General features: G+C 45.2%; 28 protein-coding genes. 2 read left to right on the top strand and 26 right to left on the bottom strand.

Features of this window, described 5'->3' with window-relative positions; translation table 11 throughout:
* Positions 1-70: 70 nt before the first annotated feature.
* The 14 genes from BS614_RS15725 to BS614_RS15660 all read right to left on the bottom strand — a co-directional run bounded on the left by BS614_RS15725 (position 71) and on the right by BS614_RS15660 (position 11199).
* Positions 71-478, bottom strand: a complete 408-nt coding sequence (locus BS614_RS15725) for a hypothetical protein (RefSeq protein WP_157116093.1) — start codon at positions 476-478, stop codon at positions 71-73.
* A gap of 232 nt (positions 479-710) precedes the next feature.
* On the bottom strand, positions 711-1430 hold the full coding sequence (locus BS614_RS15720) for a ferritin-like domain-containing protein (RefSeq protein ID WP_074094634.1): 720 nt from the start codon (positions 1428-1430) through the stop codon (positions 711-713).
* A gap of 173 nt (positions 1431-1603) precedes the next feature.
* Positions 1604-2395 carry a GNAT family N-acetyltransferase gene (locus tag BS614_RS15715; protein WP_084174545.1) on the bottom strand — a complete coding sequence of 264 codons (792 nt, stop codon included), beginning with the start codon at positions 2393-2395 and terminating at the stop codon, positions 1604-1606.
* Between the two features lie 279 nt (positions 2396-2674).
* On the bottom strand, positions 2675-3547 hold the full coding sequence (locus tag BS614_RS15710; protein ID WP_074094633.1) for a phosphotransferase family protein: 873 nt from the start codon (positions 3545-3547) through the stop codon (positions 2675-2677).
* Positions 3548-3738: 191 nt separating this feature from the next.
* Positions 3739-4242, bottom strand: a complete 504-nt coding sequence (locus BS614_RS15705) for an HNH endonuclease (protein WP_167544403.1) — start codon at positions 4240-4242, stop codon at positions 3739-3741.
* A gap of 198 nt (positions 4243-4440) precedes the next feature.
* Complete coding sequence (locus tag BS614_RS15700; protein ID WP_074094631.1) at positions 4441-4710, bottom strand: hypothetical protein; 270 nt, start codon at positions 4708-4710, stop codon at positions 4441-4443.
* 174 nt (positions 4711-4884) lie between these two features.
* Positions 4885-5409: a hypothetical protein gene (locus tag BS614_RS15695; RefSeq protein WP_074094630.1), complete on the bottom strand. Its 525-nt coding sequence runs from the start codon at positions 5407-5409 to the stop codon at positions 4885-4887.
* Complete coding sequence (locus BS614_RS15690) at positions 5400-5723, bottom strand: hypothetical protein (protein ID WP_074094629.1); 324 nt, start codon at positions 5721-5723, stop codon at positions 5400-5402. The genes BS614_RS15695 and BS614_RS15690 overlap by 10 nt, the downstream gene beginning before the upstream one ends.
* Before the next feature lie 285 nt (positions 5724-6008).
* On the bottom strand, positions 6009-7106 hold the full coding sequence (locus BS614_RS15685) for a Gfo/Idh/MocA family protein (RefSeq protein WP_036609170.1): 1098 nt from the start codon (positions 7104-7106) through the stop codon (positions 6009-6011).
* A gap of 63 nt (positions 7107-7169) precedes the next feature.
* Positions 7170-8342, bottom strand: a complete 1173-nt coding sequence (locus BS614_RS15680) for a Gfo/Idh/MocA family protein (protein ID WP_074094628.1) — start codon at positions 8340-8342, stop codon at positions 7170-7172.
* A complete protein-coding gene (locus tag BS614_RS15675; RefSeq protein ID WP_074096856.1) occupies positions 8339-9253 on the bottom strand; it encodes a sugar phosphate isomerase/epimerase family protein in 915 nt (304 codons plus the stop codon). Before BS614_RS15675 ends, BS614_RS15680 begins: the two co-directional genes overlap by 4 nt.
* Before the next feature lie 348 nt (positions 9254-9601).
* On the bottom strand, positions 9602-10099 hold the full coding sequence (locus tag BS614_RS15670; protein WP_074094627.1) for a metallophosphoesterase family protein: 498 nt from the start codon (positions 10097-10099) through the stop codon (positions 9602-9604).
* Positions 10100-10344: 245 nt separating this feature from the next.
* Positions 10345-10779 carry an Rrf2 family transcriptional regulator gene (locus BS614_RS15665; protein WP_074094626.1) on the bottom strand — a complete coding sequence of 145 codons (435 nt, stop codon included), beginning with the start codon at positions 10777-10779 and terminating at the stop codon, positions 10345-10347.
* 42 nt (positions 10780-10821) lie between these two features.
* Complete coding sequence (locus tag BS614_RS15660) at positions 10822-11199, bottom strand: DivIVA domain-containing protein (RefSeq protein WP_017689054.1); 378 nt, start codon at positions 11197-11199, stop codon at positions 10822-10824.
* Between the two features lie 198 nt (positions 11200-11397).
* Here BS614_RS15660 and BS614_RS15655 point away from each other — a divergent pair, with 198 nt between their 5' ends.
* Positions 11398-11964, top strand: coding sequence for a TraR/DksA C4-type zinc finger protein (locus BS614_RS15655; RefSeq protein ID WP_036609176.1), 567 nt, complete (start codon positions 11398-11400; stop codon positions 11962-11964).
* Positions 11965-12159: 195 nt separating this feature from the next.
* Here the strand turns inward: BS614_RS15655 and BS614_RS15650 are convergent, their stop codons facing one another.
* From BS614_RS15650 to BS614_RS15620, 7 genes are all read right to left on the bottom strand, one after another.
* Positions 12160-12852, bottom strand: coding sequence for an ArsR/SmtB family transcription factor (locus BS614_RS15650; RefSeq protein ID WP_074094625.1), 693 nt, complete (start codon positions 12850-12852; stop codon positions 12160-12162).
* A 133-nt stretch (positions 12853-12985) separates the two neighbouring features.
* The gene (locus BS614_RS15645; RefSeq protein ID WP_074094624.1) at positions 12986-14275 is read right to left on the bottom strand and encodes an MFS transporter; all 1290 of its coding nucleotides are present in this window, start codon (positions 14273-14275) and stop codon (positions 12986-12988) included.
* Between the two features lie 249 nt (positions 14276-14524).
* The gene (locus BS614_RS15640; protein WP_074094623.1) at positions 14525-14800 is read right to left on the bottom strand and encodes a barstar family protein; all 276 of its coding nucleotides are present in this window, start codon (positions 14798-14800) and stop codon (positions 14525-14527) included.
* 14 nt (positions 14801-14814) lie between these two features.
* Entirely contained in the window at positions 14815-15255 is a 441-nt protein-coding gene (locus BS614_RS15635) for a ribonuclease (protein WP_074094622.1), read from the bottom strand.
* Between the two features lie 270 nt (positions 15256-15525).
* Positions 15526-16533 carry a Gfo/Idh/MocA family protein gene (locus BS614_RS15630; protein WP_074094621.1) on the bottom strand — a complete coding sequence of 336 codons (1008 nt, stop codon included), beginning with the start codon at positions 16531-16533 and terminating at the stop codon, positions 15526-15528.
* 2 nt (positions 16534-16535) lie between these two features.
* A complete protein-coding gene (locus BS614_RS15625) occupies positions 16536-16910 on the bottom strand; it encodes a replication termination protein (protein ID WP_036609188.1) in 375 nt (124 codons plus the stop codon).
* Between the two features lie 516 nt (positions 16911-17426).
* On the bottom strand, positions 17427-18575 hold the full coding sequence (locus tag BS614_RS15620; protein ID WP_074094620.1) for an acyltransferase: 1149 nt from the start codon (positions 18573-18575) through the stop codon (positions 17427-17429).
* Between the two features lie 72 nt (positions 18576-18647).
* Here BS614_RS15620 and BS614_RS15615 point away from each other — a divergent pair, with 72 nt between their 5' ends.
* On the top strand, positions 18648-19040 hold the full coding sequence (locus BS614_RS15615; RefSeq protein ID WP_244898322.1) for a YidH family protein: 393 nt from the start codon (positions 18648-18650) through the stop codon (positions 19038-19040).
* A gap of 177 nt (positions 19041-19217) precedes the next feature.
* Here BS614_RS15615 and BS614_RS15610 read toward each other — a convergent pair whose 3' ends face one another.
* The 5 genes from BS614_RS15610 to BS614_RS15590 all read right to left on the bottom strand — a co-directional run bounded on the left by BS614_RS15610 (position 19218) and on the right by BS614_RS15590 (position 25840).
* The gene (locus BS614_RS15610; RefSeq protein ID WP_017689064.1) at positions 19218-19823 is read right to left on the bottom strand and encodes a general stress protein; all 606 of its coding nucleotides are present in this window, start codon (positions 19821-19823) and stop codon (positions 19218-19220) included.
* Positions 19824-20343: 520 nt separating this feature from the next.
* Positions 20344-22863 (bottom strand): ATP-dependent helicase HrpB, encoded by a 2520-nt coding sequence (gene hrpB / locus BS614_RS15605; RefSeq protein ID WP_074094619.1) that lies wholly within the window; start codon positions 22861-22863, stop codon positions 20344-20346.
* 153 nt (positions 22864-23016) lie between these two features.
* Positions 23017-23823, bottom strand: coding sequence for an SDR family oxidoreductase (locus BS614_RS15600; RefSeq protein WP_074094618.1), 807 nt, complete (start codon positions 23821-23823; stop codon positions 23017-23019).
* Positions 23824-24234: 411 nt separating this feature from the next.
* Entirely contained in the window at positions 24235-25077 is an 843-nt protein-coding gene (locus BS614_RS15595) for a protein phosphatase 2C domain-containing protein (protein WP_074094617.1), read from the bottom strand.
* Between the two features lie 10 nt (positions 25078-25087).
* Positions 25088-25840, bottom strand: a complete 753-nt coding sequence (locus BS614_RS15590) for a vWA domain-containing protein (RefSeq protein WP_017689069.1) — start codon at positions 25838-25840, stop codon at positions 25088-25090.
* Between the last annotated feature and the right edge of the window lie 33 nt (positions 25841-25873).

The raw sequence follows: 25873 nt of genomic DNA, 5'->3' as shown, positions 1-25873 counted from the left end.
TGTATTCACGACGCCCCACCGAATTAAGGCTCCAATCTACATTCTCATTTCATTGTACTCTACAAAACTGTTATTTTTCTTTATAGTCATTTGCTGCCTCTTTGATTCCTTCATTTTTAGAATTAATCCCCAATTCAATTCCCCAATCTAGCAATTTTGGAATTGCCTCTGAAAGTAGCTCTAACAATCTACGATACTCCCATTCATCGTCAAGACAAATTGCTGTTTTAGCTACTTTAGGAAGATGTTCTATTAGCCAATCAGAAGGAATTGTTTTAATCTTTTTCCTCGCTATTTCAATTGGATGGGTATTTTGTGGCTGGCAAGCCCATTCAATAAGAATAGTGAGTATTTTGATTCCAAGCCCCGTAGGGATACGTTCAATATCTTCTAGTCTAGTTGATATATTGGGAGATATTTGATTAATTTCATAATCTATTTTCAGTTCTTGCCATGATGCCATACCATTATTCATCATCCTTCCCTCCTAATACATTCATCCTCAATTGGAACTTAGATCTCCGGGATTGCATATAACGTTCTTGTGTTCACGACGCCCCACCGACTTAAGTCACGTTAGGGGCGACCGCGATGCGGTTAGTCGGTGCGGATGTGTCCGCCTGATTCCACTTCCCTACCAATTCCCTTCGGGCTGAACGAGGGAGCGTCAGGACCCAAAGCTTGGATATAATGTTATCTGACGTAAACCTCTACTGTGAATTAGCTATAATCTTCTTTGTTAAGTTAAACTCATGACGGCATTCATAGTAATAACTTTTGAGTTTATATCCCCCAGCTTTAAATACACGCTTATGTTGATACCACACGATAATTAGCGTTCCTTCAAAAAGGATTCTACGAAGGATATAAACTATTCTGTTAGAGAAAACGCTTCTATTTTGAGCAAATTCATGAAGTGTTTCAGATTGAAACTGAACATGTTTCTCCTCATCACTTAAAATCTGATTACATATATCTATTAATACTTCTGACTTTGTAGATTTTTGCAAGGCTTTATAGTACAACTTAGCAATGATCTCAGCAGTTAATAGAACAATGACTGATTGTTCTAGACTCGCATATCGACGTAATCTTCTAAATACATTGTCCACCCAATGTCTGCGAAGGAGTGGAATTCCCTGTACCTTCATAAATCTGCCTAGATCTCTAGCGTGCCTCTGTTCTTCTTTAATAAATTCTATAAGCGCTTCATAGTAATCCTGATCTTGTGTCTGATGTACATATTCTTGCGCACGTTTAATTAGATGTTTACCTTCAGAGTTTTCTCCTAATTGAAACTGTTGAAGTGACTTAATGATTATTTCTCTTTCATTAGTTGTTAATTTATAGTTGTCATCCCAATGAATATATTTGAGATTTTGATTATTTCTTCGATAATATTGAACCCATTTCGAGAAAGTGATCTTCATTATTTGCTCCTAAATGTAATAGGTTAATGTCAGATAACGTTCCTGTATTCATGAACCCCAACGGGCTTGTCTGCTGAAATGCCTCTTCGAAATCCACCTCGCAGACCAAGGCTCCGAAGGGCCGCTGCTTGAATATTATGTTAGGCGATGCCAGCCTAAATTTCCCCTCACAGTTAATTCCTTGTCCATGTTGCCCGGGTATATCCAATTCTCATACCCACTCTTTCCATATTCCGATGGCTTTGCGAGCCATATGAGCACTGACTAACAACGATATTACAATTCTTGTAGGCATCATGAATTCGTCTAAGCAATAAATTTGTTTGAAATCCTTTGTTTCGATATTCCGGTAGTGTGGTCGCAAATGTTAATGAAGCAACATTGTCCTCTATATACATCACAGCTACTGCAACCGGCTTCCCCTGATCCAGCCCTAAATAATAGTGCCATCCCGGACGGGAAAACAGTACTCGGTTATTTGCAGCTACGTGTTCTTTCCCATCAAGAGATAATCCTGTACCTAAGCAATGAATTTCTGCATATGTATCGAACTCATCTTCAAGTAGTTCACGAATTTCCAATTTATGATGATCAAACGAATTTAGATTTCCAGGTTCACAAAAAAGCGTTGTATGAAATCCTGATTGATAAAAGCCTTTATTATGGAGCGTTCTCATTACTTTTTGATCTATCTTACCGGGGATGACTTGAATCTCAAAATTCCTCTCCCACTCATTATAAAAGTCTAAGATATCTTCAATGACATCTTCAGAAATCCTTCCCTTTACATTATTAAAAAGACCCCATGGCATCGTTTTACTATAAAACGCCGTGCTCTCCCCGAATCGTTTTATTTCAATTCCCTCAGGGTTTCCTTCTCGTTCTCTGATTGCAGTCATTCGATCAACCATATAATTAATTTCAGATTTTTCCAAAATATCCGCAAGTTCCAAATTCAATATCATTCAATTTATCCCCTTCCTTGATCCGCATACAATTACTCCTGGGTGGTTGCGTATAACGTTCCTGTATTCACGACGTCCATTCCCTTTAGATAGCTCTTATCTTAGGGGAATGGATGTATCTGCCTTATTACTCTTCTCGAACATACTTCTGGCAGATCAAGGGCCGTATGGACCGCAGTTCGAATATGGTGTTATAGGATGTCAGCTCTTCTTTGAAACACTAAATATTAATCACTTTCACTAAGTTATTCACTAATACGAATAATTAATTAAGTTGTTCTATCTAAATTCTTTAATTCCATCTTCAAAAGCTTCTGGGTCATTATGATCTATTCCATGTAGAGCTTCCTGTAAAGCAAAGGTGCTTCTATAAAAATGGGCTCTTTCTGAAATTTGTCTTCCATTCGGGTATAGATTAGTGCATGTTTCAAAAAACTCTTCTCCGTAGCTGGAAAGAATTCCTGCTAAATCATATGCTGGGTCCCCAAGTCCTGAGCCTCCGAAGTCAATAACTCCTGTAATTCTTTTATCTTTTCGATTCCATATGATATTGCCTGCTCCGAAGTCTCCATGAATAAAGGTTTTCTCTAAATTCTGATTATGAGTATTATTTAAGAATGTATTAAAGTTATCTACTACTTTTTCTTGTGCATCTAATCGCATAAATGTAAAGAGTTTCTCTTTTATATTAATAAACAGATCTTCTATAATTCTATGTACACTTTCATGTTGTTTCTGAGGAACTACCGCTTTCGGTATGTCCATAGAATGGAGTTCAATAAGAAAAGTAACAAGTTGTGAGGCAATTGTTTCTATAAGGTTTTGGCTTTTAATAGTTATTAATTCTTCCTTCCAAAAAGGAGTGCCTTCAATCAGCTTATAGCCCATGAAAGTCTTACCCACCTCCAGCTCATCAAATGATTTGTAGGCTGGATAGGGAATCTGCATTGTTACAGTCTTTCTAATAGTTTCTAATAACTCTGTTTCAAGCTTTAATTTTTCTAATCCTTGCTTATACTTAGGAAACCTAAAGACAAGAGATTGATTAAGAATAAATACGTCATTATTCTGACCGATCTCGTTTTGTTTAACATCTTGAATATGTAAATCTGAGTAAACTTCTTGAATGCGTCGAACATAATTAGAGTTCATATATACAAGCTCCTTCGATAATAAATGTTTTACTTTCTTGAATTTTAGCTGATTTCCTATAACGTTCCTGTATTCACGACCCGACGTATGTCGGGTGTCCGGCGAAAGCCGGACCAAGAGCGAATTCTCGCAGCGTGAATATTATGTTATCCGAAGAAACAGGCTTCTTTGAAACCGCTATACTTCTATGTTCAAGGTCTAAAACCAATTCTTATCCAGTGATGTTCTAAATAATCAGTGTTAACGCATGTTTGCGCTTGCTTGATAGGATAACCATTAAATTCTTTTATTCGATTTATTGGATTACCATAATTGGCTAAGCGCTCAGTATTTATTGATACTAGCAAATCAATATCTAAAGTAAATAAGCCCATTTCAAAAGCTTTATCGTGCATTAAACAAAGACACAAACCGTTATCTATTTCTCCTCTTAATTCCGGTCTGTCCGACCATCGTGCTATATGTGACCCTATCAAAAAGTTTTTATCGCTAATTTCGCAACTAGGAAAGCAACATTTATTGTGAAAGTTTTCTTTAACATTTTTCGAAAATTCATTTTGTCCGATTCGAATTGCTAAACTTGATTGACTTTCATATGCTTTTACCTGTTTTCTGATATTAGTTTCTTTAACGTTTGTATAGCTTGTAATTTCATCAAATAGAATATCACTTAATATCCTATCTAACTCTGACAAATAAGCTCCATTCTGCCTACGTAAACTATCGTTTTGAACTACATAAAACAAAAGTTTTTTTTCATTGCCTTTCTTGATTTTATTTATATTGAAATAGTATCTAAGCTGACTTTCCTTTTGACTGAATAATTTACTGAGCAAAATTTTTTCAGTAAATAATTCAAAGTCTTTTAAATTTACTCTGTTAAACTTTTCTGCCTAATCCCATTGGCTTCCGGGATTAGGCGGTCTGAGATCTGTAACAAAGCCATCAGCTTCAGCAATAGAATATCCTACAAATCCAGGCTCTGCATTACCTTTAAGATGTAAAATAACGTCTCCCTCTTTAACACGTATCAAGCTATTCCAATACGGCCAAGGTCTTCTAGAGTTCTTAACGATCTTATATGCTGGAGACCATAGACATTGAGAAAATCCCCATCCTTTTCCTCCATGTGTTTCGTCTGTTGACATTTCAATCCACATCATAATCTTCTGCTCCTAATCCAAGCTGATATAGCTTTCGCTTCACTTTTGTTATTAATAAGGATTTAAGTTTTTTCGGATAACGTTCCTGTATTCACGACCCAGCGTATGCTGGGTGTCCGGCTCCTGCCGGACCAAGGGCGGATGCCCGCAGCGTGAATATTATGTTAGGCGAAGTTACTTTCTTTCATACTTTAATTCTTTAATTTGGTACTCTAGATCACATAAAATCATTATTGTTTTCATAGTAGGTTCATAAATTTTAAATTCACAGATAAGCTCATTCTCGTTCTTATAAAAATCAGTCAGTACTAATTCTCTATAATCTTCTCTTGTTCTTTCAGCTACCTCTCTTCTAAGTTCTTTAAATTTTTCATTATTTATAGAAGTACTTTTAATGTTTGTACGTTCATCTTCAAATTTACTAGCCAAGATCCCTTTCAAAACATCCCAAGTAACTCCTGATAAAACTGAGCTGCCGATGAAAAACAAAAAGTCTTCGGCTCCTCCAGATAATCCTCCATCAAATCTCGACTGATAATGCTGTATGACCTTAAAGTCTTGATTTTGAGTAGCCAATAGCTGCTTTATTTCTTCCGCTACTCCCCATTCTTCAATTTGATGCGCTTTAAACACGAACCCATCTTCATTCATTATTTCATTCAATAAATCAAAATTATTTGAGGTTGTTTTTAAACCCAATTCTTGTAAATCCTTAAAATATGACTCGCATGCTTCTTTACTCTATTAAGAGTTCTATCTAATTCGTTTGCTGGATCAGTATCATCAAAGATTAGAGTAATATAGATGTAATAATTTTCTCCTACTATACTGACTTTTAAAGTCATCCAATCCTCTTTAATTTGAAGAATTAGTGTATGTAAATCATCAATCATACTCTCAGTTAACCGAATATTTTCAAACTTATATTTTTGAGAAGGTGTGATTTCTCGTTTTGAATAATTGGAACTCCAATTCATTTTCTCTAAACGCAATTCCAAATTAAGGTTTGACATAATAAACCTCCTAATCTTACAGGTAATTTCGCCTAACATCATATCTACGAACTTCGTAAACATTTCTCCTTTCAACCAATATCCGAACTACATATAATATAACCCAGATTGATCCATATGCGAAGTCACGAACATACTCAAAAAAGCAGCCCCAGTATGAACTGCTCCATTCGTTAGACATAACTAACATGTTGGATGCAGTTTAACATTTGGGCTGCTCTTTCTTCGCTCAACTTTACTAATAACCTTTAGTGATCAACCTTTGCTCTCCTTCACCTAAAACATTTACTTCGCTCCGCTACTCCACACCACGCGCTCGCTCATGGCTTTGTGCTGTGCAATCAGACAGAGTTCTGCCGCTTTGAATGCATGTTCTTGTGTCATGGCTGTCTCGGTCCGGTCCAGGCAATCGCGGATGAGCTGACCGAAGAACGGGTAGCCGACCTTGCCTTTTACATTGTAACGGTACTCCCCTTCATGATTGACCAGGTACACCTGATCCCCCTGAGGTTCCCTTGCGATGTCGATATACTTCCGCAGCTCAATATAACCGTCCGTTCCCAGAATAACTGTACGCCCATCGCCCCATGTGCCCAGACCATCGGGTGTGAACCAATCCACTCGGAAGTAACCGGACGCTCCGTTGTCCCCGATCAGAGAAGCTTCGCCGAAGTCTTCCAGTTCCGGGAACTGTGGGTGATTGAAGTTATGCACACGACTGAACCCTACCTCAGCGTCCGTACATGAAGCAAACGTCAGAAATTGTTCGATCTGGTGACTCCCGATATCACAGAGAATGCCGCCATACTGCTCATGCTTGAAGAACCAGTCGGGTCTTCCTCCAGCATTCAGGCGATGCGGGCCTGTACCCATAACTTGCACTACTTTGCCGATTGCCCCTTGTTCAATGAGCTGCCCCGCATAGATCGCACTTTCTACATGCAGTCGTTCACTGTAATACACCATGTACTTCTTGCCCGTTCGCTTCACTTCTTCTCGTGCAAGCTTTAATTGCTCCAGTGTGGTAAATGGGGCTTTGTCTGTAAAATAATCCTTGCCTGCTGCCAGAACTCTCATACCAAGCGGCGCACGATCTGAAGTGATCGCTGCACTTGCCACCAATAACACCTCATCATCTGCAAGCACCTCTGCTTCAGATCCAGCGACTTGAGCCTGTGGGAACTGCTTCCGAAATGCCTCTACCTTCGCCGGGTCCGGATCATACACCCACTTGAGAGTAGCTCCAGCCTCCAACAATGCCCCAACCATGCCGTAGATGTGTCCATGATCCAGCGCAACAGCAGCAATCGTGAACTCACCCGGACCACATACGACCTCTTTTGTAACACTTTTTGGTGCATAAAACATTCCGTCTTTAGCCATGTCATCCCATCCTTATTATAAAATGTTGATTACAATGAACTCGTCTTATATAACAAATCGTCTTCATTTAAATGTCTGACTCAAATCAGCAGGTTGACTGCCACTGAATGCCTTGTCTTTCTTCGTCGTTGATCCAGCAATGCGTTCCTGCAGATGCTCGTAGAACAAATCCTCATCGATCGGCAGATCCACCCAGTTATCCGTCCAGGTGGACAGCAGCATAGCGTTCGACAATGTCAATCCGTGTATACCATCCTCACCGGGAGCAATAAGTGGTGCGCCTGTACGAATCGCATCAACCCAGTTGCGAATCAGACCCGGGTGACCCGTTTCCACACCCGTAATCGGAACCTCACATTTCCAGCATTCTGGCTGTCCAAAACCTCCGGTAAACCGCTGATTGAAATCAGGCTCAGATTCCCGAAGTCGCCAGAACGTAAGCTTTCCATCTTCAATTACGATTTTACCTCGGTCTCCGTTGACCTCGAATCGATTGGTTCCCGGTGCTTCACCAGTAGTCGTTACAAAGACACCTGTTGCTCCATTTTCATACTCCACATATGCTGTTACATCATCTTCCACTTCAATATTCCGATACTTGCCAAACGAACAGAAAGCACGCATTCGCACCGGCATCATGCCGATGGTCCACTGCCACAGATCCAGTTGATGCGGGTCCTGGTTAATCAGTACACCGCCCCCTTCACCTGCCCATGTTGCCCGCCAGCCGCCGGAATCATAGTAACTTTGGGATCGATACCAGTTCGTAATAATCCAGTTGGTACGCCGTACCTCTCCCAGTTCCCCTGAAGCAATCAAGTCTCTCAGTTTAATGTAGAGTGGGTTGGTCCGCTGGTTGTACATCATGGAAAAGACTTTACCGCTGGCTGCGGCCGCTTCATTCATCTTGCGTACCTGTTTCGTATATACACCGGCCGGCTTCTCGATCATGACATGCAAGCCATGCTGGAACGCCTGAATGGCTTGTTCCGGATGGTCATAGTGAGGCGTTGCAATAATGACTGCATCAATCGTACCCGAAGCCATCATCTGCTCTGCATCCTGCCAATAGGTGACCGTTGCCGGAAGGTGACTGGATACCCAGCTCTCCATCTCTCTTCTTACATCACATACGGCGACCAGCTCTGCACCGGGTACTTCTCCAGCCACCAACGTTCTGGCATGTGCTGCTCCCATGTTTCCAATACCAATCACCGCTACTCGTACGATACTCATAACTGCTCCTCCTCGTCCACACGACGCTCAATTTCGGCGAAAACGTCTGCAAAATGCTGTAACATCGCCTTGGATTCCAAGGCACCACTAAAGTCCTCAATTCCGTAGTATCCGTCATACCCAACGGCACGAAGATCCCGCACCATCTGTACCCAATCGACCATGCCTTCAGTCAGCGGCGTCCAGTGACATTTCCAGTTTGCATTCAGAGCCACTCCGCTACTCTTCTCAGTCACATTAGCCTTTTGTGATTCTTTCCCTTCTGGTTCAAACCACCCGGCATTTTTCACATGCACATGAGCCAGGTAAGGACCCAACAACTCAAGTCCCATTCGATGATTCTCATATCCTTCATGCACCATATTGCCTGGATCGTACAATACACCCACATGCTGCGGTTCGAGCGATTGCACAAGCCGATAGGCCAGTGATGCCGTGGGTGCAATCGTCTGATGATGCGTCTCTACAATCGCCTTGATATTGTACTGTTTGGCCAGATCTTGTACTTCACTCAGGTAATCAACGGCTTTACGATATAACTCAGGATAACGGGTCTTGCGATCATATCCAGGAACACCCACACGCATCATTGATGCTCCCAACCCAGCTGCCGCCTGAAACGCCTGCTCGGTGGCAGACAGATCTCCACAGTTCAGATACGGTACAAGTGCAATGGATTTCCTTCCTTTCCCTACCGCTGCTTCACGAAAAACAGGAACCTGTTCCTCCCAGCGGCTCGGATCTACGGAGCATCGATTATTTCTCCAGTAAGAAGGCTCTTCAGACATAGCATCTTCAGGAATTCCACGGAATCTCCATTCAATCCCATCAATCCCCGCTGCTGCCGCAGCCGATGCCAATTCTTCTGCATTCAGATCAGGGGTAGCCACGGTGAATACAGACAGTTTCATCATGATCCATCTCCTTATGTAAACGTATTCATTTCATGTCGTAAAGGCATTGTATCACTCCACTGAACGTCACCATAGGGGAAAACGCCAACAGATGAATGACAGATAACGAACAGAGCACATTCCCCATCCAGAGATAACTTCTCAAGAGAATGATGTGAGATCTCAAATCAAAAAAGACATCCTTGGAACAGATTTCAATTCTGTTCAAAGATGCCTTGTACAATAATCTTTTTTATCTATAAGATGAAATTTGAGGAAAAGGTTCCCTATCAGTTATCCAGTCGCCACTTCAGTAGTTGGTTCTGGCTCTTGTACTCGTCCAACTTGCAACCAGCGTATATCTCTCTAATCCCGATCAAAGAACACGTGTTCAGCCTGTATTTTCCCCTGATCTATTGTCATGATGCCAAATGAGTATTGTTTCTGAAAACGCCGATCCGTAGGCGACCCCGGATTAAATACCAGTGTGTTGTCCACGGTATGCATCACCGGGATATGTGAGTGTCCGTAGATCACAGCATCCACATGCTGGCCTGCAAAGGTATGAATTGCATTCTGCTCCGTACCCTTTGATCCCAGATGCCCGTGCACAAGCCCCAGACGAAGTCCTTCCACTTCAACAATGCGGGAATACCCCAGTTTTTCCGCGATTTCGGACGGGTCCGTATTACCAGCTACGCCTTCAACAGGTGCATACTCGCTAAGCAATGGGTATACGCTCCAATCCGACCAGTCACCGGCATGAAGAATGAGATCGGCACTCGGCAGTACATCAAGGAGCCTAACCGGTAATTTCTGTGATTTACGTGAACAATGCGTGTCAGAGATTACTACAATTTTCATATAACAACCCACCTTTCCTTTAAGAGGTCGTTCAAAAAGTCCGCTTTTGATTACGAAGGATGCCTAACGGCATCGCAGCATCGAATATGGAATTCAGCCGAATTAAGCATATGCTTACGAAGGTTGTTTCCTTAGGAAACATTGTAGTTGCTCACGTAGTTTCCTACGCTCCGCTACTCCATTTCTAACTTCATCCCATCTTCTCGGTACTGAAAACCAACATGAACTTTTCGTCTTACTGCAATTTACTCTGTCTGTGATGGAACAGCTTGCATCTGGGCACAGGAACGTTCCATATCTTCGAGTGTAATGGATGCAAAGAACTGCTCCACCTTCGCCTCGGCAACCTGATACAGATTGGTCAGCAAGCTGTCTATATGCAAGCCCACTTCACAATCCGGGTTACAATTGCCGTGAATCGGGAACAATGGACCTTCGTCCTTGGCAGCCTGATAGATCATGGCCAACGTAATTTCACTTGCTGGCTTAGCCAGATAGAAACCTCTTGTTCCAGGAGAAGAGTTCACTAGTCCCGCCTTTTTCAGCCCGCCCAGAATACGTCTGACGACGACAGGGTTGGTATTCACGCTACCTGCAATATGTGCAGACGTGATTCGTTCAGGCGCGCTGAGAGACAATAACAACAAACAATGCACACTGACCGAAAAATGAGTACTCATGATTAACCACCTTTATTTAATATAATCCAGGACATGCTGCCGTTATTCAGAGAACAGATCCTTTTCGGGACGTGCTCTGATCTTGAGCTGTCGCACACTGTACTCCAGTTGTTTTACAATATCATCCAGCTGTTTGCGATCAATCTTGGTTGGATCTTCCACCGGTTTCGCGGACGACTTGAGATCACGGATCGTTAACTGCTGTTCTTGCCATTTGTCCATCAGATCTGCAATATTGGCATAGAAACGTTCGTAATCTTTGATGACCAGATCAAGATAAGCATCTACCTCATCCGGATCATAACCACGAAGTTTATAATTAAATTGTTTTTCATGTATCGATAACGCATCTAGCTGCACACCCAATTGTTTGAACAATTGTCTCTGTTTATCCAATCTTCGTTTCATATGTTCATCCATATTGACAACCTCCATTATAAGCCAAGCCGTGTTTCATTTCCTGTGAATAACATACGGCATTTTCTCTCTCTATTTTTTATAACACATAATCCGTCAGATATAAAACGATACAGCCCTATTCCTCACGAAAATGATTGCTTTTCATCCAATTCGGGTAAAGACACACTACACCCCACAACGGGAAAGGAGCATGTCCTTATGAGTACATTAACTAAAGATCAACATCAAATACTGAAAAACGCCCTTTTGGAGCAACGTGAAAACTTGCAGCGTCATTTTGAATCCAGCATGGAAGACGGTGCTCCAGTCGAGTCGCTGAAAGATTCAACTGGTGAACTGTCCTCCTATGATAATCATCCGGCAGATGCGGGTACAGAAACATTCGAACGTAGCCGTGATCTGGCGATTGACGATACATTAACAGACGAATTCAATCAAGTGAACGACGCATTGGAACGTATGGAGCAAGGTACATATGGAACCTGTGTAACGTGCGGAGAAGATATTCCCTTCGAACGACTTGAGGCTATCCCTTATACCGCTTACTGTATTGACGACACGCCTAATCGGGAGATCAGCAACGATCGGCCCGTTGAAGAAGAAGTAATGACCATGCCTCCGAGTGGTGCTGGAGAAGGAAGACAGCAGCGGGCCGGCAAGTTCGACAACGCAGATGCCTGGGAAGCGGTCGAAGAATATGGTACATCTAACTCCCCCGCAACCGCAGCCAAACGTGATGTGAAGGGCTACGATGAGAACATGTAACTTCGTTATGAACTGAAACGGTAAGCGACAAAATTGAATTGGATTCCATAGGGTGCTCCACCATTTGCCTTCCTTATCACGCATTAAAAAGCCGCCATTGGGCGGCTTTTTCTAGTTTTCTCCGAAGCAGTCTCTCACGTTTGCCGTTACTTGCTTCCAGCGATAACGCTGAACCCATGGATTCCATCCATCCATTTATTCTTTCGATTCACTATCAGATGATGCAGACTCCTGCCGCTTAGACACAGATCGAGACGTTTTCGGAGTTGATTTGCTCTTATTAGACGTAGCTTTCTTCTTCTCTTTTGCATTTGTCTTGGAAGCAGGTATTTTCACTATAGGTTTAGAGAGGGCAGAGAATAACTGAAAGACCTCATGTTCCCCCTGTCGATTCTCTTTTGTTGTATAGGGTTCACAGAGTTTTATGATGTTTTTATACAACTGCTCTACTTCCTCACGGGTTGCGTACAGCGTGATATCCGAGAGAAACATCCGATCTTCATTTTCCGCCTGATACATGAATCGCTGACGACTTTGTTCAAACATCTCATTTAATAATTTGAGCGTCTCGGACCGAAACACCTGTTTCAATGGAGAGTTTTCCTTGTCTTCATCTTCGTGACGGAGATGGATCTCTCCGGTAAACGGTTCGTAGTATTTTGCGATAATCCCATTAATCTCACGCGTGGAAACAATCGTCAGTAGACCGATTTTCTCCAGCTTTTTTACATGATAGTGAACTTTGGCTGGCACCTCACCCATCTGGTCGGCGATCTCTTTGACCGTGGATGGTCTGCCCTGCTTGTTAAACATATTCATAATCTGTATCCGATACGGATCGGAGTAAATTTTAATTTCTTCAATTGTTGAAAGAACCTTGTGCGCCATCCCTGTATCCTCATTTCCGGGGTACCTGTTGTCCATCGATGTCTCTATTATACCGCTGCGTCAGGACTTCGGTCAAAACGATCCGGAAATGACTTGATACAGAAAATCGGCTAATGATCACTTCTGAATATCTTCACAGAGCACTTCGAAAACTTTTGCTAAATAACAGCATACCTGCTGACATGGCAAGCATAATACCAAAAACGATAAACAGAACCGGCATGGTCAGCCAATCTGCAAGTGCTCCCGAAACCAGACTCCCAAGTGGTGCAACACTCAAGACAAGCATAGTCTGAAGGGCATACACTCTGCCCAGCATCTCCGAAGGGGTAACTTCCATAAGATAGGTACCAAGCGGTGTTGTAGCCAGCGGAATCCCCATACCCATCAGTAGACAAAAGGCCGCTGCAACCGGCAGTTGGAAGGAAGTCATATAAGCGGGTAATGCCGTCATCGCATAACTGAGACCCAACATGACAATACCGCTGATGACCAGCACACTTTTACGATATTTCGCTCCCCTTTGTGTCAACCATACACCGCTAAGTAACATGCCTCCCACCATCAGCCCACTGAGCAGACTTAATCCCCCAGCTCCAGCATGCAGCGTTTCAATGACATAGGGTGTACGGAGAACATTAAACGGCATCAGGCAGAAATTAATGAAGGCAAACAGGATGGAAACGATTAACAATAAGGCATGTTTACGGAGAAAATGAAAAGCTTCCGCCATTTCGGAGAATATGCTACTTTTTTTGGATGGAAGAGAATCTATTCCAGTTGATGTCTTATCATCATTGTTAGAAGATGTTGAGGTTTCAGGATAGCCGACTCGGCTCATAATTAAAGCACTTAGCGCAAACAACCCAGCATCAATCAGGATCGTCAAGGCAATGCCTACTGTAGCAATAAGGGCACCCGCCACTGCAAGTCCTGCGAGTTCGGCCACTCTGGTTGCGGAAGAGGACATCGCATTACCCGAAAGCAGCATCGATTGGGGGAGCAATCGGGGGACACTGGACACTTCCGCAGGAGTAGTGAAGCATTCCAGCAAAGAATTCAGAATTGTAATGACAAACAGATGCCAGACTTCAAGTTGACCCAATCCAAACAGCAGAGCTGTAATCCCCACAAACAACCCGCGGCCAGTATTCGTAATCACAATCACTTTTTTGGGAGACATGCGATCAACCAAAGCCCCGGCGAACAGACCCAGGAGGATATTGGGCAAAAAATTCACCGCCAGCAACGTGCCCATCAGCACTTTCGAACCGGTCAGAATGTACACCATCCAACTGTAAGCAATCGAATCAATCGAATCACCAAATTGGGATACAACTTTACTAAGCATAAATTGCATGTACGGTCTGATTCGTATTAACTCACCCATACCTTGCTTGCCAACTGCTGTGTTATCGTTCATGACTTTCCACTCCCTAACGTTAAAATATTTTTCATGTTAATTTTATTTTAACGTAAGTTATGCAGAAATCAATACCTTCGTGAAAATAATTTTAACGACAAGTAAGCAAAGTAAAATCTCGCTCTACTTTCAGATGATTCGTAATCAACACAAAGACTTTATAAACAATCTCCTATAACACAAAAAAAACAGACCACATGTGGTCTGCTCGGCTGGACGGATTATATTTGAACTGCCTTTATTTGCTGCCTACTCCTCAACACGCAATTGAAATCCAGCCTGTTCAGCCTGTACCTCCAACATCAAATCACGTACCCGGCCTGCTGCTTTCCCCAGTCGTTCTTCGCTGATTCGGTAGTTGGTCCATCTTAACTCTAGTGGAAGTTCAACCGTACCCGTCAGGCAATCCCATAGAGCGTCGAGATTGCCCCCATAAAAATCCGGCAGCTTCAACTTATTCTTTAATTGCTGATGAAGTTCAGCGCTACTAGCAAAATCTTCTCCATCCAGAATCACGGTGTTCATGACTGCTCCTTCCTCTATTTCATGCGTGTAAATGATACATAGTGATCTGTCGTTTTGTAGATGAGTCCATCATTGGAGTACACAATTCGATCCGAATTACGGAAGCCGGAAGTATAGTTAATATCCGCTTCGCGCCATGTACGTCCGCTGGCCGAAGGCAGAAGCCCCTCCCGATTGCCAAATACGTCTCCACCGATGCTTTTCCCAGGAGCCACTACAGCCAAGTTTCCTTTTGACGCTACCCAGCCAAGTCCTGTTGCCTGTGATTTGGTAATAAAGTTACATGGCAACGTTCCATTTGCACTCAAATAATTTGCTACACCCGTAAACGTATTGATGATGGTACATGTTGCAGCAGATGCCTTCTGCTGTCCGACTGGAGTGAACTGTGAACCTGTGAGGAAAACAAACGTTAACAACAATGCCAGTAATGCGGTGGATATCAACTTTTTCATAATCCGGCCTCCCGATCCTTCAAAGTAGATGAACGTGGTCACGATATGCATAAGTGCAAGCTGTAACTTTCTAGTTGTGCGTTCTGCTAGATTATAGTAAACAAGTCATCTCATGACTATTTATATCACATAAATTTGGTATAAATATCAAATAAAGACGTTTAAATTGTAAAATATTATAATTGTAACATTTTAAGACAGAAAAAAAAGACTCTCATCCTAAAGATGGAGTCTGCGTTTTCTAGTATGTGTAAACTGACTTAACCTAATCTAATCGATCAGTTGCACACGTTGACGAGTTCGAGCCGATTCCAGGCACGCATCAATCACGCGCATGTTTTGAATAGTATTTTCCGGACTGAAAGGTAAGGCCTCTCCTTCAAGCACAGCCGTTGCAAACGTCTCCACCTGAAGCACATAGGAATTCGACACGGATACACGCTCCTCACGGCTGACTGAATCGGTGTGCACAATAATCTGAGGTGGAATATCACTGTTCTCCCAGCCAAACACTTTTGGCAGTTCAATCCGCCCTTCCGTCCCGAGAATCTCCATCTCCGCTCGACCTGAAGCCCACATGCCACAGTCAAACGTTAAAGCTACCGAATTCGGAAATTCTACCAGTCCCGACGCCATCATATCCACGCCATCATGCTCGTCCGAGAATAGAGCGTGAACTGTCACCGCTTCCGGTTCCTGTCCCAGATACATTCGGGCCGCCGAGATCGGATACACGCCAAGATCGAATAATGATCCGCCGCCCATCTCTCTTTTGAACCTTACATTCTCCTTGTCATCAGCGGTATTACACGTAAAGTTACCATGGATGGCTCTGACGATACCAATCTCTCCACTAGCTATAATCTCTTGCACACGTCTATGCTTGGGATGATATCGATACATGATCGCTTCAGCAAAAAGAACACCATGCTGATGACATACCTCAATCATTTCTGCCGATTCATCAGCATTCAAAGCAGCCGGTTTCTCACACAACACGTGTTTGCCAGCCTGTGCCGCTTTGATGGTCCATTCTTTGTGCATATGGTTAGGCAAAGGAATATAGACGGCTTCAATGTCCGGATCAGCGATGAGCTCTTCATAACTGCCATACGATCTGGCAATGCCCAGTTCTTCGGCAAGGGTTTCCGCCTTTTCTTTGCTGCGGCTGGCAATCGCCAGCACCTCACCACGTTCGGACTGCTGGATCGCCGGAATGACTGCATTTTTGGCAATGGTTGACGTACCGAGTACCCCCCACTGTAAATGTCTGTTCATGCTCATCTTCCTTTCGTACCGTAATTGTCCTCTTCTGCCTTGTGTAACATGCCGAGACAACGATCCAGATCCGTTTTGACCTGTTTCTTGTATAATTCGGCTTTCTCCGCACCATCATCCGTGAAATGATATAAAACGATTTCCTGAAAATCGACCTTTGGATCATTGCCCTTCAGCTTCTTTGTGCGATAAAAAACACCTTGCTGTACCAATTCATGCAGTGCCCGATATACCTCGCTCTGGGGTGGTACATAACCGTAGTCTTTGAATTCCTGCTTCATCGCCTCCAGCATCTCGTAACCATACCCCCTGTGCTGTTCAACCATTGTAATTAGATATAGCTTGATAAATGCCCGCTGTGCAATCATAAAAGCCACGTTCATTCCCCTCCTGTCAGAACCTATATATCTAGTATTATAAAACTTATGTTCGGGTTCTGCCATCTTTCTCCGCTTTGCCTCCCTTTTATCCATCTTCAAGGAGGGCGAGCAAGAAATCGTGTGAATACGCGTTAGCCTGGGGGAAGCACGGAAAAAGGTTTTCTGTTGTGAATTTTTCATGTAATGAAATTTTATTTTTTATTCAAAAGAATCAATTTCATAATACCTTTAGCTGCTTCAATCAAGGCTGGATATAGATCGAAACGGTTCAATTTGTCTATATCCAGTTACAGAAATCCATTTTTAGTGAGTTATGAAATTGATTCGAAAGTTTGTTTATTTCAGGGCTCAGGGAGTCGTGAGATCGAATTTTAATCATAAGAAAGACTGTGCACAAGCTGTAAAAGCTGTACTACCTGTGCTCCTGTATCTTGTGTTCGTTTACTCTCGTACTCCCGTACACTTCTGTGCGGCTGTGGTGATCTATTATGAATTTTTCATATGTTGATGGATTCATTTGGTGTGGACAGATTTCGGCACAGCTCCCACAATCCATTTACCCCAACTTATACGCGAGATGAGCCACGTCAGCACACAGGATAATGTAAGAGCGACCAACCAGGTAATGATCATCCGAACGACAGGGTTCAAGCCCATAGCAACATAAAATAACTCATCCGGAATATAGCTGTACCGCAGCATCAACATATGCATCAGATAACCGCCATACGATACACCACCAATCCATCCCAGCAGTCGTGTAGCCCTGAGGTTATGAAGTTTTCCGACCAGCTGGTACATGACCATAATAGAGGCTATCAGAAAGAGTGCCATATCCGGGCGGATCAGGCTGACCGTATAGAACGTAATTTTGATTCCCTCCGGCTTCTGAAACTCCAGCATTAATAAATAAGTAAACCGCAGACCCAGAACAATAAACACTGTCCAGTATATCCAGCGCAATCGATGAATCCATTCATTCCAATGCTGGACGGATAACCCCGCTGCTGCACCAAGCACAAAATAAATAAAGAAATAGAGGAAATTGCGGTCTGCATACGTTGTAAAAGCATCTGTCAGCACCGGGATATTCAGCCATTCCATGAACTTGGCGATGTTTCTTAATTGATCCGCAAGTACAAGATACACCACACCAGAAATCAATAATGCGATCATACGCCCTTTGGCCTCATATCGGTTATATACATAACGAATTGCACGCAAGAAGAGCGGAAATAACAGATAAAACTGGATCAGCATAATAATGTACCAAAAGTGTGAAGTCGTTTTGCCAGTAATCAACTTCAAGCCTAGGTCCGGGATGTCATTCCATCCAAATCCGGTCCAGCCCCGCGGTGCAAGTGTAAAATAAATGAGTGACCAGATCAGATAAGGCACGATGACGTCGTTTACTCTTTTTCTCATGAACTGGCCATAATGCAGCTTGTCTCCCGTGTTATAAAACAGCACCATACCTGTTATGAATATGAATAAAGGAACTGCAAATTTGGAGAGCATCAGCAGTATGGCCAGTAACACACCATCCTCCAGTCTCGTCTCCGGGACTAAAGAGTAATGTGCGATGGAATGCTGGAGAACCACCGCTCCAAAGGCAATTCCCCTTAAGCTCTCTATTTCTGTAATTCGTTTTTTGCGAGGCATACATTCAGCCATCCTTTCTTGGTTTTGCGGTAAAAACAAAGTACAATGAAGCCGTATATTTAATGAACGGAGTTGATTCACATTTCTTTAACAGACAAAGACGTAACCACTACCGATTCCAAGTATGTCCAACAACATCTGGCTAACGAGCGAACTTTTCTGGCCTGGGTGCGCACGGGTATTGCCATGGCGGGCATCGGCTTTCTTGCTGCCGGATTTGGTTTCAATTCGTCGGCGTATGATCAACTTGCACATATTGCGGCGATTATTACGGGTATCACTTCTCTGATTGGCGGCATATCCATCATTGTGTATTCGGCAGCAGCGTATCATCGGAAGCGTACACAAATCAATGAACAGACGTTTCAGGCATCGACCGGATTAATTCGATTTCTCACATTGATGCTACTGGTGATTGGACTCGCTTTGGCTGTACTGTTATATGTATTGTTATTCCCTGCTTGACGGGGTAAAAACACCATCTGCCATTATTGACACGCACCCATATGCAACACAGGGACAAAAGCCGGCTTCCCTTAAGGAAACCGGCTAATGACCATCTGGTGGATCATATATGTCATTCCATTTTGCAGATAATAAGTCATTGGGTTTTATTTCATATCGATTAAATTCGCGGCAAGTTTACAGGAATGTATTGTTACCGAATCGTGCTGCCTTGTTTTGGGCTTCCAATCTGCGTTCTTCCATATCCAGATCCGGACGTTCGGCTGGCACATCTCCGCGATGAGCTGCTTCGGCTCTGTCTCGGTTAAGCTGGCTGTTGCCACTGAACACATCGTACACATCGGAGTCCCGATCCGTAGAATCTACGAGCAGCAGGATTTTACCATTCTGTACATACTCCTCATACTGTTTAGCGTCCTCTTCCGGAATACCAAGACCCACAAGTCCACCCACCAATCCGCCAGCTCCTGCACCCACAGCTGCACCGGTAAATGCTGCTGCAATAGGACCTGCGGCCAGAATCGGTCCTATGCCGGGTATGGCTAGTGCACCGATACCTGCGAGCAGACCGGCTACGCCACCAAGTACACCACCTGTTGCTGCACCAGCAGCCACGCCTTCAGGGGCTTTGGTACCTGTCTCTTCCCGAATTGCCTTCAGTTCATCCCGATCCTGTGTAACAACGGAGATTTCGTCTGAAGTGAATCCTTGTGCTTTCAGACCCTCGATAGCCTGTGATGCTTCACGTTCTGTATTAAACACACCTACGATTTTCTTCTGCATAGTGAATCCCTCCTCATATTATTGAGTGGTTCGCTATGTTATTACCCGCCTAAGTTTCTTTTAAACGTTTGCAAATCAATATACTATGTGTTGATAGTAAAAAATTACTGAGGTTCATTGCTTTTTAATCCTCATCAGGGTGTGCCTTCAAACTCAGGTATGTGATACGTTGTCAGGCATGCTCTACGTTGAAGGACGTGGGGTCCAGAACATCTTGAAGTCCAGACTGGCTGATCCTGGCGAATTGTCCAGACGATTTTCTAAGGAACCGAGGACGTCTTATTTAGCCTTCGACTCCTCCTTTTATTTTGTAAGGAACATGAGACACGTTATTTACCAAAATTACCTGACAAACCCGTTGTAAACGGTAGGTTATTCAAATATAGCGTGTTTCAGATTCCTTAGATTACTACGGGCGCTTCAAATCGCCGAATAAGACGTCACAGGTTTGTTAGCGCTCCCGCTTCACGTTCTGCTTCAGACACGTGTCTTTGATATCTGAAAAAACGAAATAATTCAACTATTTCCCCCGTGGTTTGGCCCGATTTGTGGCGACCGCTTCAAGTGGATTATCCGGCCAGTAGTGCTTCGGATAACGACCTTTCAGATCTTTTTTGACGTCAAAGTACGTCTCTCGCCAGAAATTGGCCAAGTCTCTTGTGACCTGTACAGGTCGCTGAGCCGGCGATAACAAATGGATGGTCAACGGGACTCGCCCACCCGCTATACGCGGTGTCTCCTGTTGTCCAAACATCTCCTGTAATCTTACTGCCAGCGCCGGGTCCTCTGGACGACTGTAGTCCACAGGAATACGTGAGCCACTGGGCACCTGTATATGCGTCGGCGCTTCATCGTCCAGTTGTTGTCGTTGCGTCCAGCTCAATCCACCCAGTAATACATCCTGCATCGACAATCTCTTCAGGTCGGCTGCCGATCGCATGCCTGTCAGATAAGGGGTAAGATGTTCTGCCAACTCTTCGGTCAGATCATCTTCGATCAGGTCGGGCCACTCAGGTAGATGGAGATGCAGGAACCGCAGCCTGTCCGCAAGTTGTCTGGATGTTTTTGTCCAAGGCAGACAATCCAGCCCTTCCATTCGTATTCCGATTAACAGTGCTTCCAGCACCTGATCTTCAGGCGGCTGTGCAATACTGCTCTCTTTAATTACAAGGGCTCCAATCCGAAGTCTCTTATGTGCCCGCACGCTGCGGGTATTGGAATCCCAGGCCACTTGCACTTCATTGTGCAGCAAGTGCTGACCTGCCTGCAACAATGTCTGCTCCTGCAACGGCGCAGACAGCAGGATGCGCGCATCTGCGCCCTGGTCGTCTGCCTCGGCTGCGACCAGATACGCTGAACGGCTCAGCGATTCTGTCGCTGCGAGCCGTACGCCGCGGCCGCTGCTCAGCAGATAGCGGCCGTCCTCCCGGCGTTGCCCGATCCGGTCCGGATAGGCGAAGGACAGCAGCAATCCGCAGCTGTCCTCATCCGGCCTTACCGGATCGGCCGCCGGGCCGAGCGCCGAGCGCAGCTGGCGGCTCTCCTGGAGCATGCGCCGCACGGCCGCGCCGTCTGCGACAGCCGCTGCCGCTTGCGGCATGGCGCTGCTGTCCGCGGTCAGCAGCGCCTCTACGCGCGGGCGGAGGTCCGTGCCCGCGCCTGCACTGCCACTGCTGCGAAGGCCCGCAGGCTCCTGCAGCAGTGCCGCCAGCATGCTGGCGTAGCTGGCAAGCCCAAGCTCCGCCGCGCGGAGCAGCATGCTGGCCAGTCGCGGATGCACGCCAAGCGTGTTCATCCGCCGCCCGAAGGGCGTGATGCGGCCTGCGTCGTCCAGGCCGCCCAGCTGGCGCAGCAGCGCCTGTGCCTGGCCGTAGGCGGCGTCAGGCGGGGTGTCCAGCCATTGCAGCTCTGCTGGGGACTGGACACCCCAGACGGCAAGCTCCAGCGCCAGCGGCGCAAGATCCGCGGAGGTAATCTCTGGGCGAGCTGCCTCAGGTAGCCCCCCATGAACCTCTTCGCTCCATAGCCGGTAACACACCCCAGGGGCAATTCGCCCTGCACGCCCCCGCCGTTGATCGGCTGACGCCTTGGACACCGGCAGGGTGACAAGCCGGCTCATGCCCGTTCGCGGCGAGAATGCCGATGCTCGGCTCAGCCCTGCGTCCACCACAATCTTAACTCCAGCGAGTGTGAGACTGGATTCCGCAATGGAGGTGGACAACACAACTTTGCGCGAACCCTCAGCCGCCGGACGTATGGCCTCATCCTGTTGTTCCACCGGCATACTGCCATACAGGGAATGAACTTTCACATGCGCAGGAAGAGAACCATTCGATAACTCCCGCTCTGTACGGTGTATCTCTCTTGCACCAGGAAGAAAAACAAGCACGTCTCCCTCCTGTTCAGCTAATGCCTTGTTCACCGTCTGAGCCGTGAATTGTTCCAGTGGCATGGCTGCCGGTCTTGGCACATATCGTGTTTCCACCGGAAACGTGCGCCCGGGACAGTGAATTGATTTTGTACCTTCGCCAAGCAATGCACAGACGGGAACAGGATCAAGGGTCGCCGACATCACCAGCAATTTCAGATCTGGACGTAACATCGCTCGCGATTCCAAGGCCAGAGCCAGACCCAAATCCCCGTGTAGATGCCGCTCATGGAATTCATCAAATATAATCATCGCCGTATCCTCAAGACCCTGGTCCTGCTGTAACATCCGGGTCAATACCCCTTCCGTCACAACTTCAATGCGTGTCCCCTGACTCACCCGGGTATCCATGCGTACACGATATCCTACAGTCTGACCCGCCTTTTCCCCTAGCGTAGCCGCCAGTCTCGATGCAGCCGAACGCGCAGCCAGCCTTCGGGGTTCCAGCATAATGATTTTCCGTCCCGCAACCCACGGCTCCTCCAGCAAAGCCAGCGGTACAACCGTCGTTTTTCCCGCTCCTGGCTCTGCAATTAACACACCTGTATCTTGATCCCGAAATAACTGTCTCAACTCAGGAATAATCTCTTGTATAGGTAACTCTATATGCATATGATCGCTCCTAATGAATGTACCCTACTGCTCTTCAGTATCTCTATTCGAATGTTAGCATTATAACAAAAAAAGCCGTTCCAAAGGAACGACTATCGCAGACATATCCTAAGACACGACTTAAGTAAAATGGAATCTATCCAGAATGCTCACTTAGCTGAGCAATGACTCGGCACCATCAATGACGATCTCTGCTCCGGTAATATGTCTGGATTCGGACGATGCGAGGAAACTTACCAGATCGGCAACATGTTCCGGCTGACCCGGCCCGTCCGCCAGCGGCTGCTGTCCTTCCGGGAACTCCATCGGAATAATGATCTGTTGCAGATCATCCGTTTTGACCGTACTTTGATCGATATTTGTCGCAATCGCTCCTGGGCAGATCACGTTTACACGTATCTTGAACTTCGCCAGCTCCAGCGCAGCCATCTTCGCAAATGCAACCTGCCCTGCCTTGGACGTGCTGTACCCCGACATGCCAAAGCTTGAGAAGCGTTGATTTCCGTTGATGGAACTCGTGATGATAATGCTGCCGCCACCCCGTTTTTTCAAGTGAGGCAATGCATATTTAACGGTAAAAAATGTACCATTCAAGTTCGTTGTAATAATCTGCTGCCAATCTTCAACCTGAATCTCCTCAATGGGTGCCGATACACCGTTAATGCCCGCATTGGCAAAAACAATATCCAAACCGCCGAATAACTCAACGGTTTCCAGTACAGCCTTTTCCACACGTGCCGGGTCGGAAATGTCTACATCAAATGCTCTTGCCGCACCGGGGTGCAGCGCATTAATCTCTGCTTCCGTTTCAGAGATCCGATCATTCACCAGATCAAACAATGCAACATGTGCACCCTCTTTAGCCAGTTTGACCGCAGTGGCCTTCCCAATACCCGAGCCTGCTCCGGTAATAATCGCAACCTTACCCTGGAACCGTGACTTGCCGTTATGTTGTGTCATTATCCATTCCACTCCTTCATTTTAGCAATTATGTAAGAATGTACGTTCAAGCTCATCGTTAAAGAGGTTGTTCAAAAAGTCCGCTTTTGATTACGAAAGGTGCCTAATGGCACCATCAGCATCGAATATGGAATTCAGCCGAAATAAGTGTGGGCTTACGAAGGTTGTTTCCTTCGGAAACATTGCGGTTGCTCACGTAGCTCTATCTACGCTCCGCTACTCCATTTCTAGCTTTATCCCATCTTCTTGGTACTGAAAACCGACCTTTTTGAACACACACTTAAATTCAATTCTTCACAAGATTACCCAAAAAGAGTGTCTTTTAAATCAACACCAGCAAGTTTTTTCACCGTTGATCAACACCAACGTCACAGCAATATCAGGATCGGTCCACAAGTTTGTAACTGGCACTCACCATTCCAGCTCAATGAAAGCGGCATCATCTTCAAGACCGCCGGTATGTGTAGCATCCAGCAGTACCTGAATGTGTTCATCCGGGACATAGGCTTGAATGGCATCCAGATCATTTAATCCATCCGTATACAACTGAAGACGCAGTGAATCTCCTGCGGCCCCTTTCATCTCGCAGATGTGCGGCTTACCACCAACAGGTCCTTCAAGTGTAGACCAACGCTCATTTGTCTTGCAGTGAGTCTGAAATAATTCAGACTGTTCCTGACCATTACGCCACAGGCGAATACGGGAATCTCCTTGCCACGCTAACCATACACGGCTTTTGCGGCCGCCTCCCGTGAGCTCGATCCGCCCACACACATACATGGCCTGACTGCCCCGACTTCGCTTTTCCATCAACACTTCACGCAGCAACAAAGGGGAACTTTCCAGTGGCTGTAATTTCTCCAATTGCTCCGATGCGGGAAGGGTTAGATCATGGAGAAGACGCTCAACACCCTCTACCGTTGTGTTTTGCGTCGTTTCCAACCAATCCAGCAAAGCATTCCCCAGAAAACGCGCTGCAAAATCGCCCAGGTAACTCATGCCTACCCCATCACACAAAACAAAATTGCAGATATTCCCTTTCATACGTACCGCAGCAAAGTCCTGTCCGGTATCTCCCTGATGAACCGTCTCAGCCGCTCTGCCATAACCATATCTGCACTTAAATGTGCCTTGATAGCGAGTTAGCGGCTGTTCCCCGGTCTGTACACTCACATAGCGAAAGTTGCCATGCCGTTGCTCGGCATGGCCCCCCTTATCTCCAGCAGACAATGTCGCCAAACGCATCGCTCTCATGATTCCCCTCCTATCTCACAGGCGTAGCAGCGGACATCTGGAATCCGATTGATACCAATTCTGCACATGTACCTGGCAGCATCATGAGTGCACCGGGTGCAAGCAAATAATCAGCTTCAACAAGCATTTCCCGATAACTTTCGGGCAGGACAGATGACATATTCCGCAGCTTCTCTCCATGCTCATCCTGTAGATTCGTTTCCGAAGAGATTCCCTTCCATCTTCTAGGTTCAGCAATTGGTCCTTCCAGCAGATGATCCGATATAAAAATATTCTCCACCAGTACATTGCCGTCAGGTACACTCATACCCATAATTCTTTTTGCAATAGGTTCGGGATCTTCACCTGTGGCTACCCCATCGGTCATGTGGCATACAAGTGGCGCAGGACAATCCTGCATATTTGGAATTTCGGCCTGTAGAATCTTTTCCGCCTGCAGGAAAGCCTTCGCAGAATCTGAAAACCGTCTCGGAGTCAGGTCAGGCAAAGAACCAACGGCAGCGATCTCATCAATTCCTTTGATTCCGTTCAACAAGTCATATACATCATCGCTGTAAGCCAATATGGCTATACGATAGCGAGGTGTCAGACGATTACCCTTGGTAGAGCGAAATACCATTTGGCGGATCGCAAGAGATAAGGCATCATAGACAACGTCAATCCGTCGACGATTTTCCAGAACCATATTCATGGAGGCGCTAATATCAATTAAATATATGATAAGTGCAGGTGTACGCTGTGATGCTTGAATCGTGTAGTTCATCTAGGGTGAGTCACCTCCGTCATTCATTCACGT

The sequence above is a fragment of the Paenibacillus xylanexedens genome, assembly GCF_001908275.1.
GTDB classification, from domain to species: Bacteria; Bacillota; Bacilli; order Paenibacillales; family Paenibacillaceae; genus Paenibacillus; species Paenibacillus xylanexedens_A.
This window is presented reverse-complemented; position numbering and strand designations above follow the sequence as displayed.

Excerpts from the sequence above, each read along its gene's own strand:
- BS614_RS15700 (WP_074094631.1), bottom strand. The coding sequence starts at position 4,710 with ATGATGTGGATTGAAATGTCAACAGACGAAACACATGGAGGAAAAGGA.
- BS614_RS15670 (WP_074094627.1), bottom strand. The coding sequence starts at position 10,099 with ATGAAAATTGTAGTAATCTCTGACACGCATTGTTCACGTAAATCACAG.
- BS614_RS15715 (WP_084174545.1), bottom strand. The coding sequence starts at position 2,395 with ATGATATTGAATTTGGAACTTGCGGATATTTTGGAAAAATCTGAAATT.
- BS614_RS15660 (WP_017689054.1), bottom strand. The coding sequence starts at position 11,199 with ATGGATGAACATATGAAACGAAGATTGGATAAACAGAGACAATTGTTC.
- BS614_RS15650 (WP_074094625.1), bottom strand. The coding sequence starts at position 12,852 with ATGGCGCACAAGGTTCTTTCAACAATTGAAGAAATTAAAATTTACTCC.
- BS614_RS15675 (WP_074096856.1), bottom strand. The coding sequence starts at position 9,253 with ATGAAACTGTCTGTATTCACCGTGGCTACCCCTGATCTGAATGCAGAA.
- BS614_RS15720 (WP_074094634.1), bottom strand. The coding sequence starts at position 1,430 with ATGAAGATCACTTTCTCGAAATGGGTTCAATATTATCGAAGAAATAAT.
- BS614_RS15590 (WP_017689069.1), bottom strand. The coding sequence starts at position 25,840 with ATGAACTACACGATTCAAGCATCACAGCGTACACCTGCACTTATCATA.
- BS614_RS15645 (WP_074094624.1), bottom strand. The coding sequence starts at position 14,275 with ATGAACGATAACACAGCAGTTGGCAAGCAAGGTATGGGTGAGTTAATA.
- BS614_RS15685 (WP_036609170.1), bottom strand. The coding sequence starts at position 7,106 with ATGGCTAAAGACGGAATGTTTTATGCACCAAAAAGTGTTACAAAAGAG.
- BS614_RS15600 (WP_074094618.1), bottom strand. The coding sequence starts at position 23,823 with ATGACACAACATAACGGCAAGTCACGGTTCCAGGGTAAGGTTGCGATT.
- BS614_RS15680 (WP_074094628.1), bottom strand. The coding sequence starts at position 8,342 with ATGAGTATCGTACGAGTAGCGGTGATTGGTATTGGAAACATGGGAGCA.
- BS614_RS15595 (WP_074094617.1), bottom strand. The coding sequence starts at position 25,077 with ATGAGAGCGATGCGTTTGGCGACATTGTCTGCTGGAGATAAGGGGGGC.
- hrpB (WP_074094619.1), bottom strand. The coding sequence starts at position 22,863 with ATGCATATAGAGTTACCTATACAAGAGATTATTCCTGAGTTGAGACAG.
- BS614_RS15655 (WP_036609176.1), top strand. The coding sequence starts at position 11,398 with ATGAGTACATTAACTAAAGATCAACATCAAATACTGAAAAACGCCCTT.
- BS614_RS15690 (WP_074094629.1), bottom strand. The coding sequence starts at position 5,723 with ATGTCAAACCTTAATTTGGAATTGCGTTTAGAGAAAATGAATTGGAGT.
- BS614_RS15610 (WP_017689064.1), bottom strand. The coding sequence starts at position 19,823 with ATGCAGAAGAAAATCGTAGGTGTGTTTAATACAGAACGTGAAGCATCA.
- BS614_RS15665 (WP_074094626.1), bottom strand. The coding sequence starts at position 10,779 with ATGAGTACTCATTTTTCGGTCAGTGTGCATTGTTTGTTGTTATTGTCT.
- BS614_RS15635 (WP_074094622.1), bottom strand. The coding sequence starts at position 15,255 with ATGAAAAAGTTGATATCCACCGCATTACTGGCATTGTTGTTAACGTTT.
- BS614_RS15630 (WP_074094621.1), bottom strand. The coding sequence starts at position 16,533 with ATGAACAGACATTTACAGTGGGGGGTACTCGGTACGTCAACCATTGCC.
- BS614_RS15640 (WP_074094623.1), bottom strand. The coding sequence starts at position 14,800 with ATGAACACCGTGATTCTGGATGGAGAAGATTTTGCTAGTAGCGCTGAA.
- BS614_RS15620 (WP_074094620.1), bottom strand. The coding sequence starts at position 18,575 with ATGCCTCGCAAAAAACGAATTACAGAAATAGAGAGCTTAAGGGGAATT.
- BS614_RS15710 (WP_074094633.1), bottom strand. The coding sequence starts at position 3,547 with ATGAACTCTAATTATGTTCGACGCATTCAAGAAGTTTACTCAGATTTA.
- BS614_RS15725 (WP_157116093.1), bottom strand. The coding sequence starts at position 478 with ATGATGAATAATGGTATGGCATCATGGCAAGAACTGAAAATAGATTAT.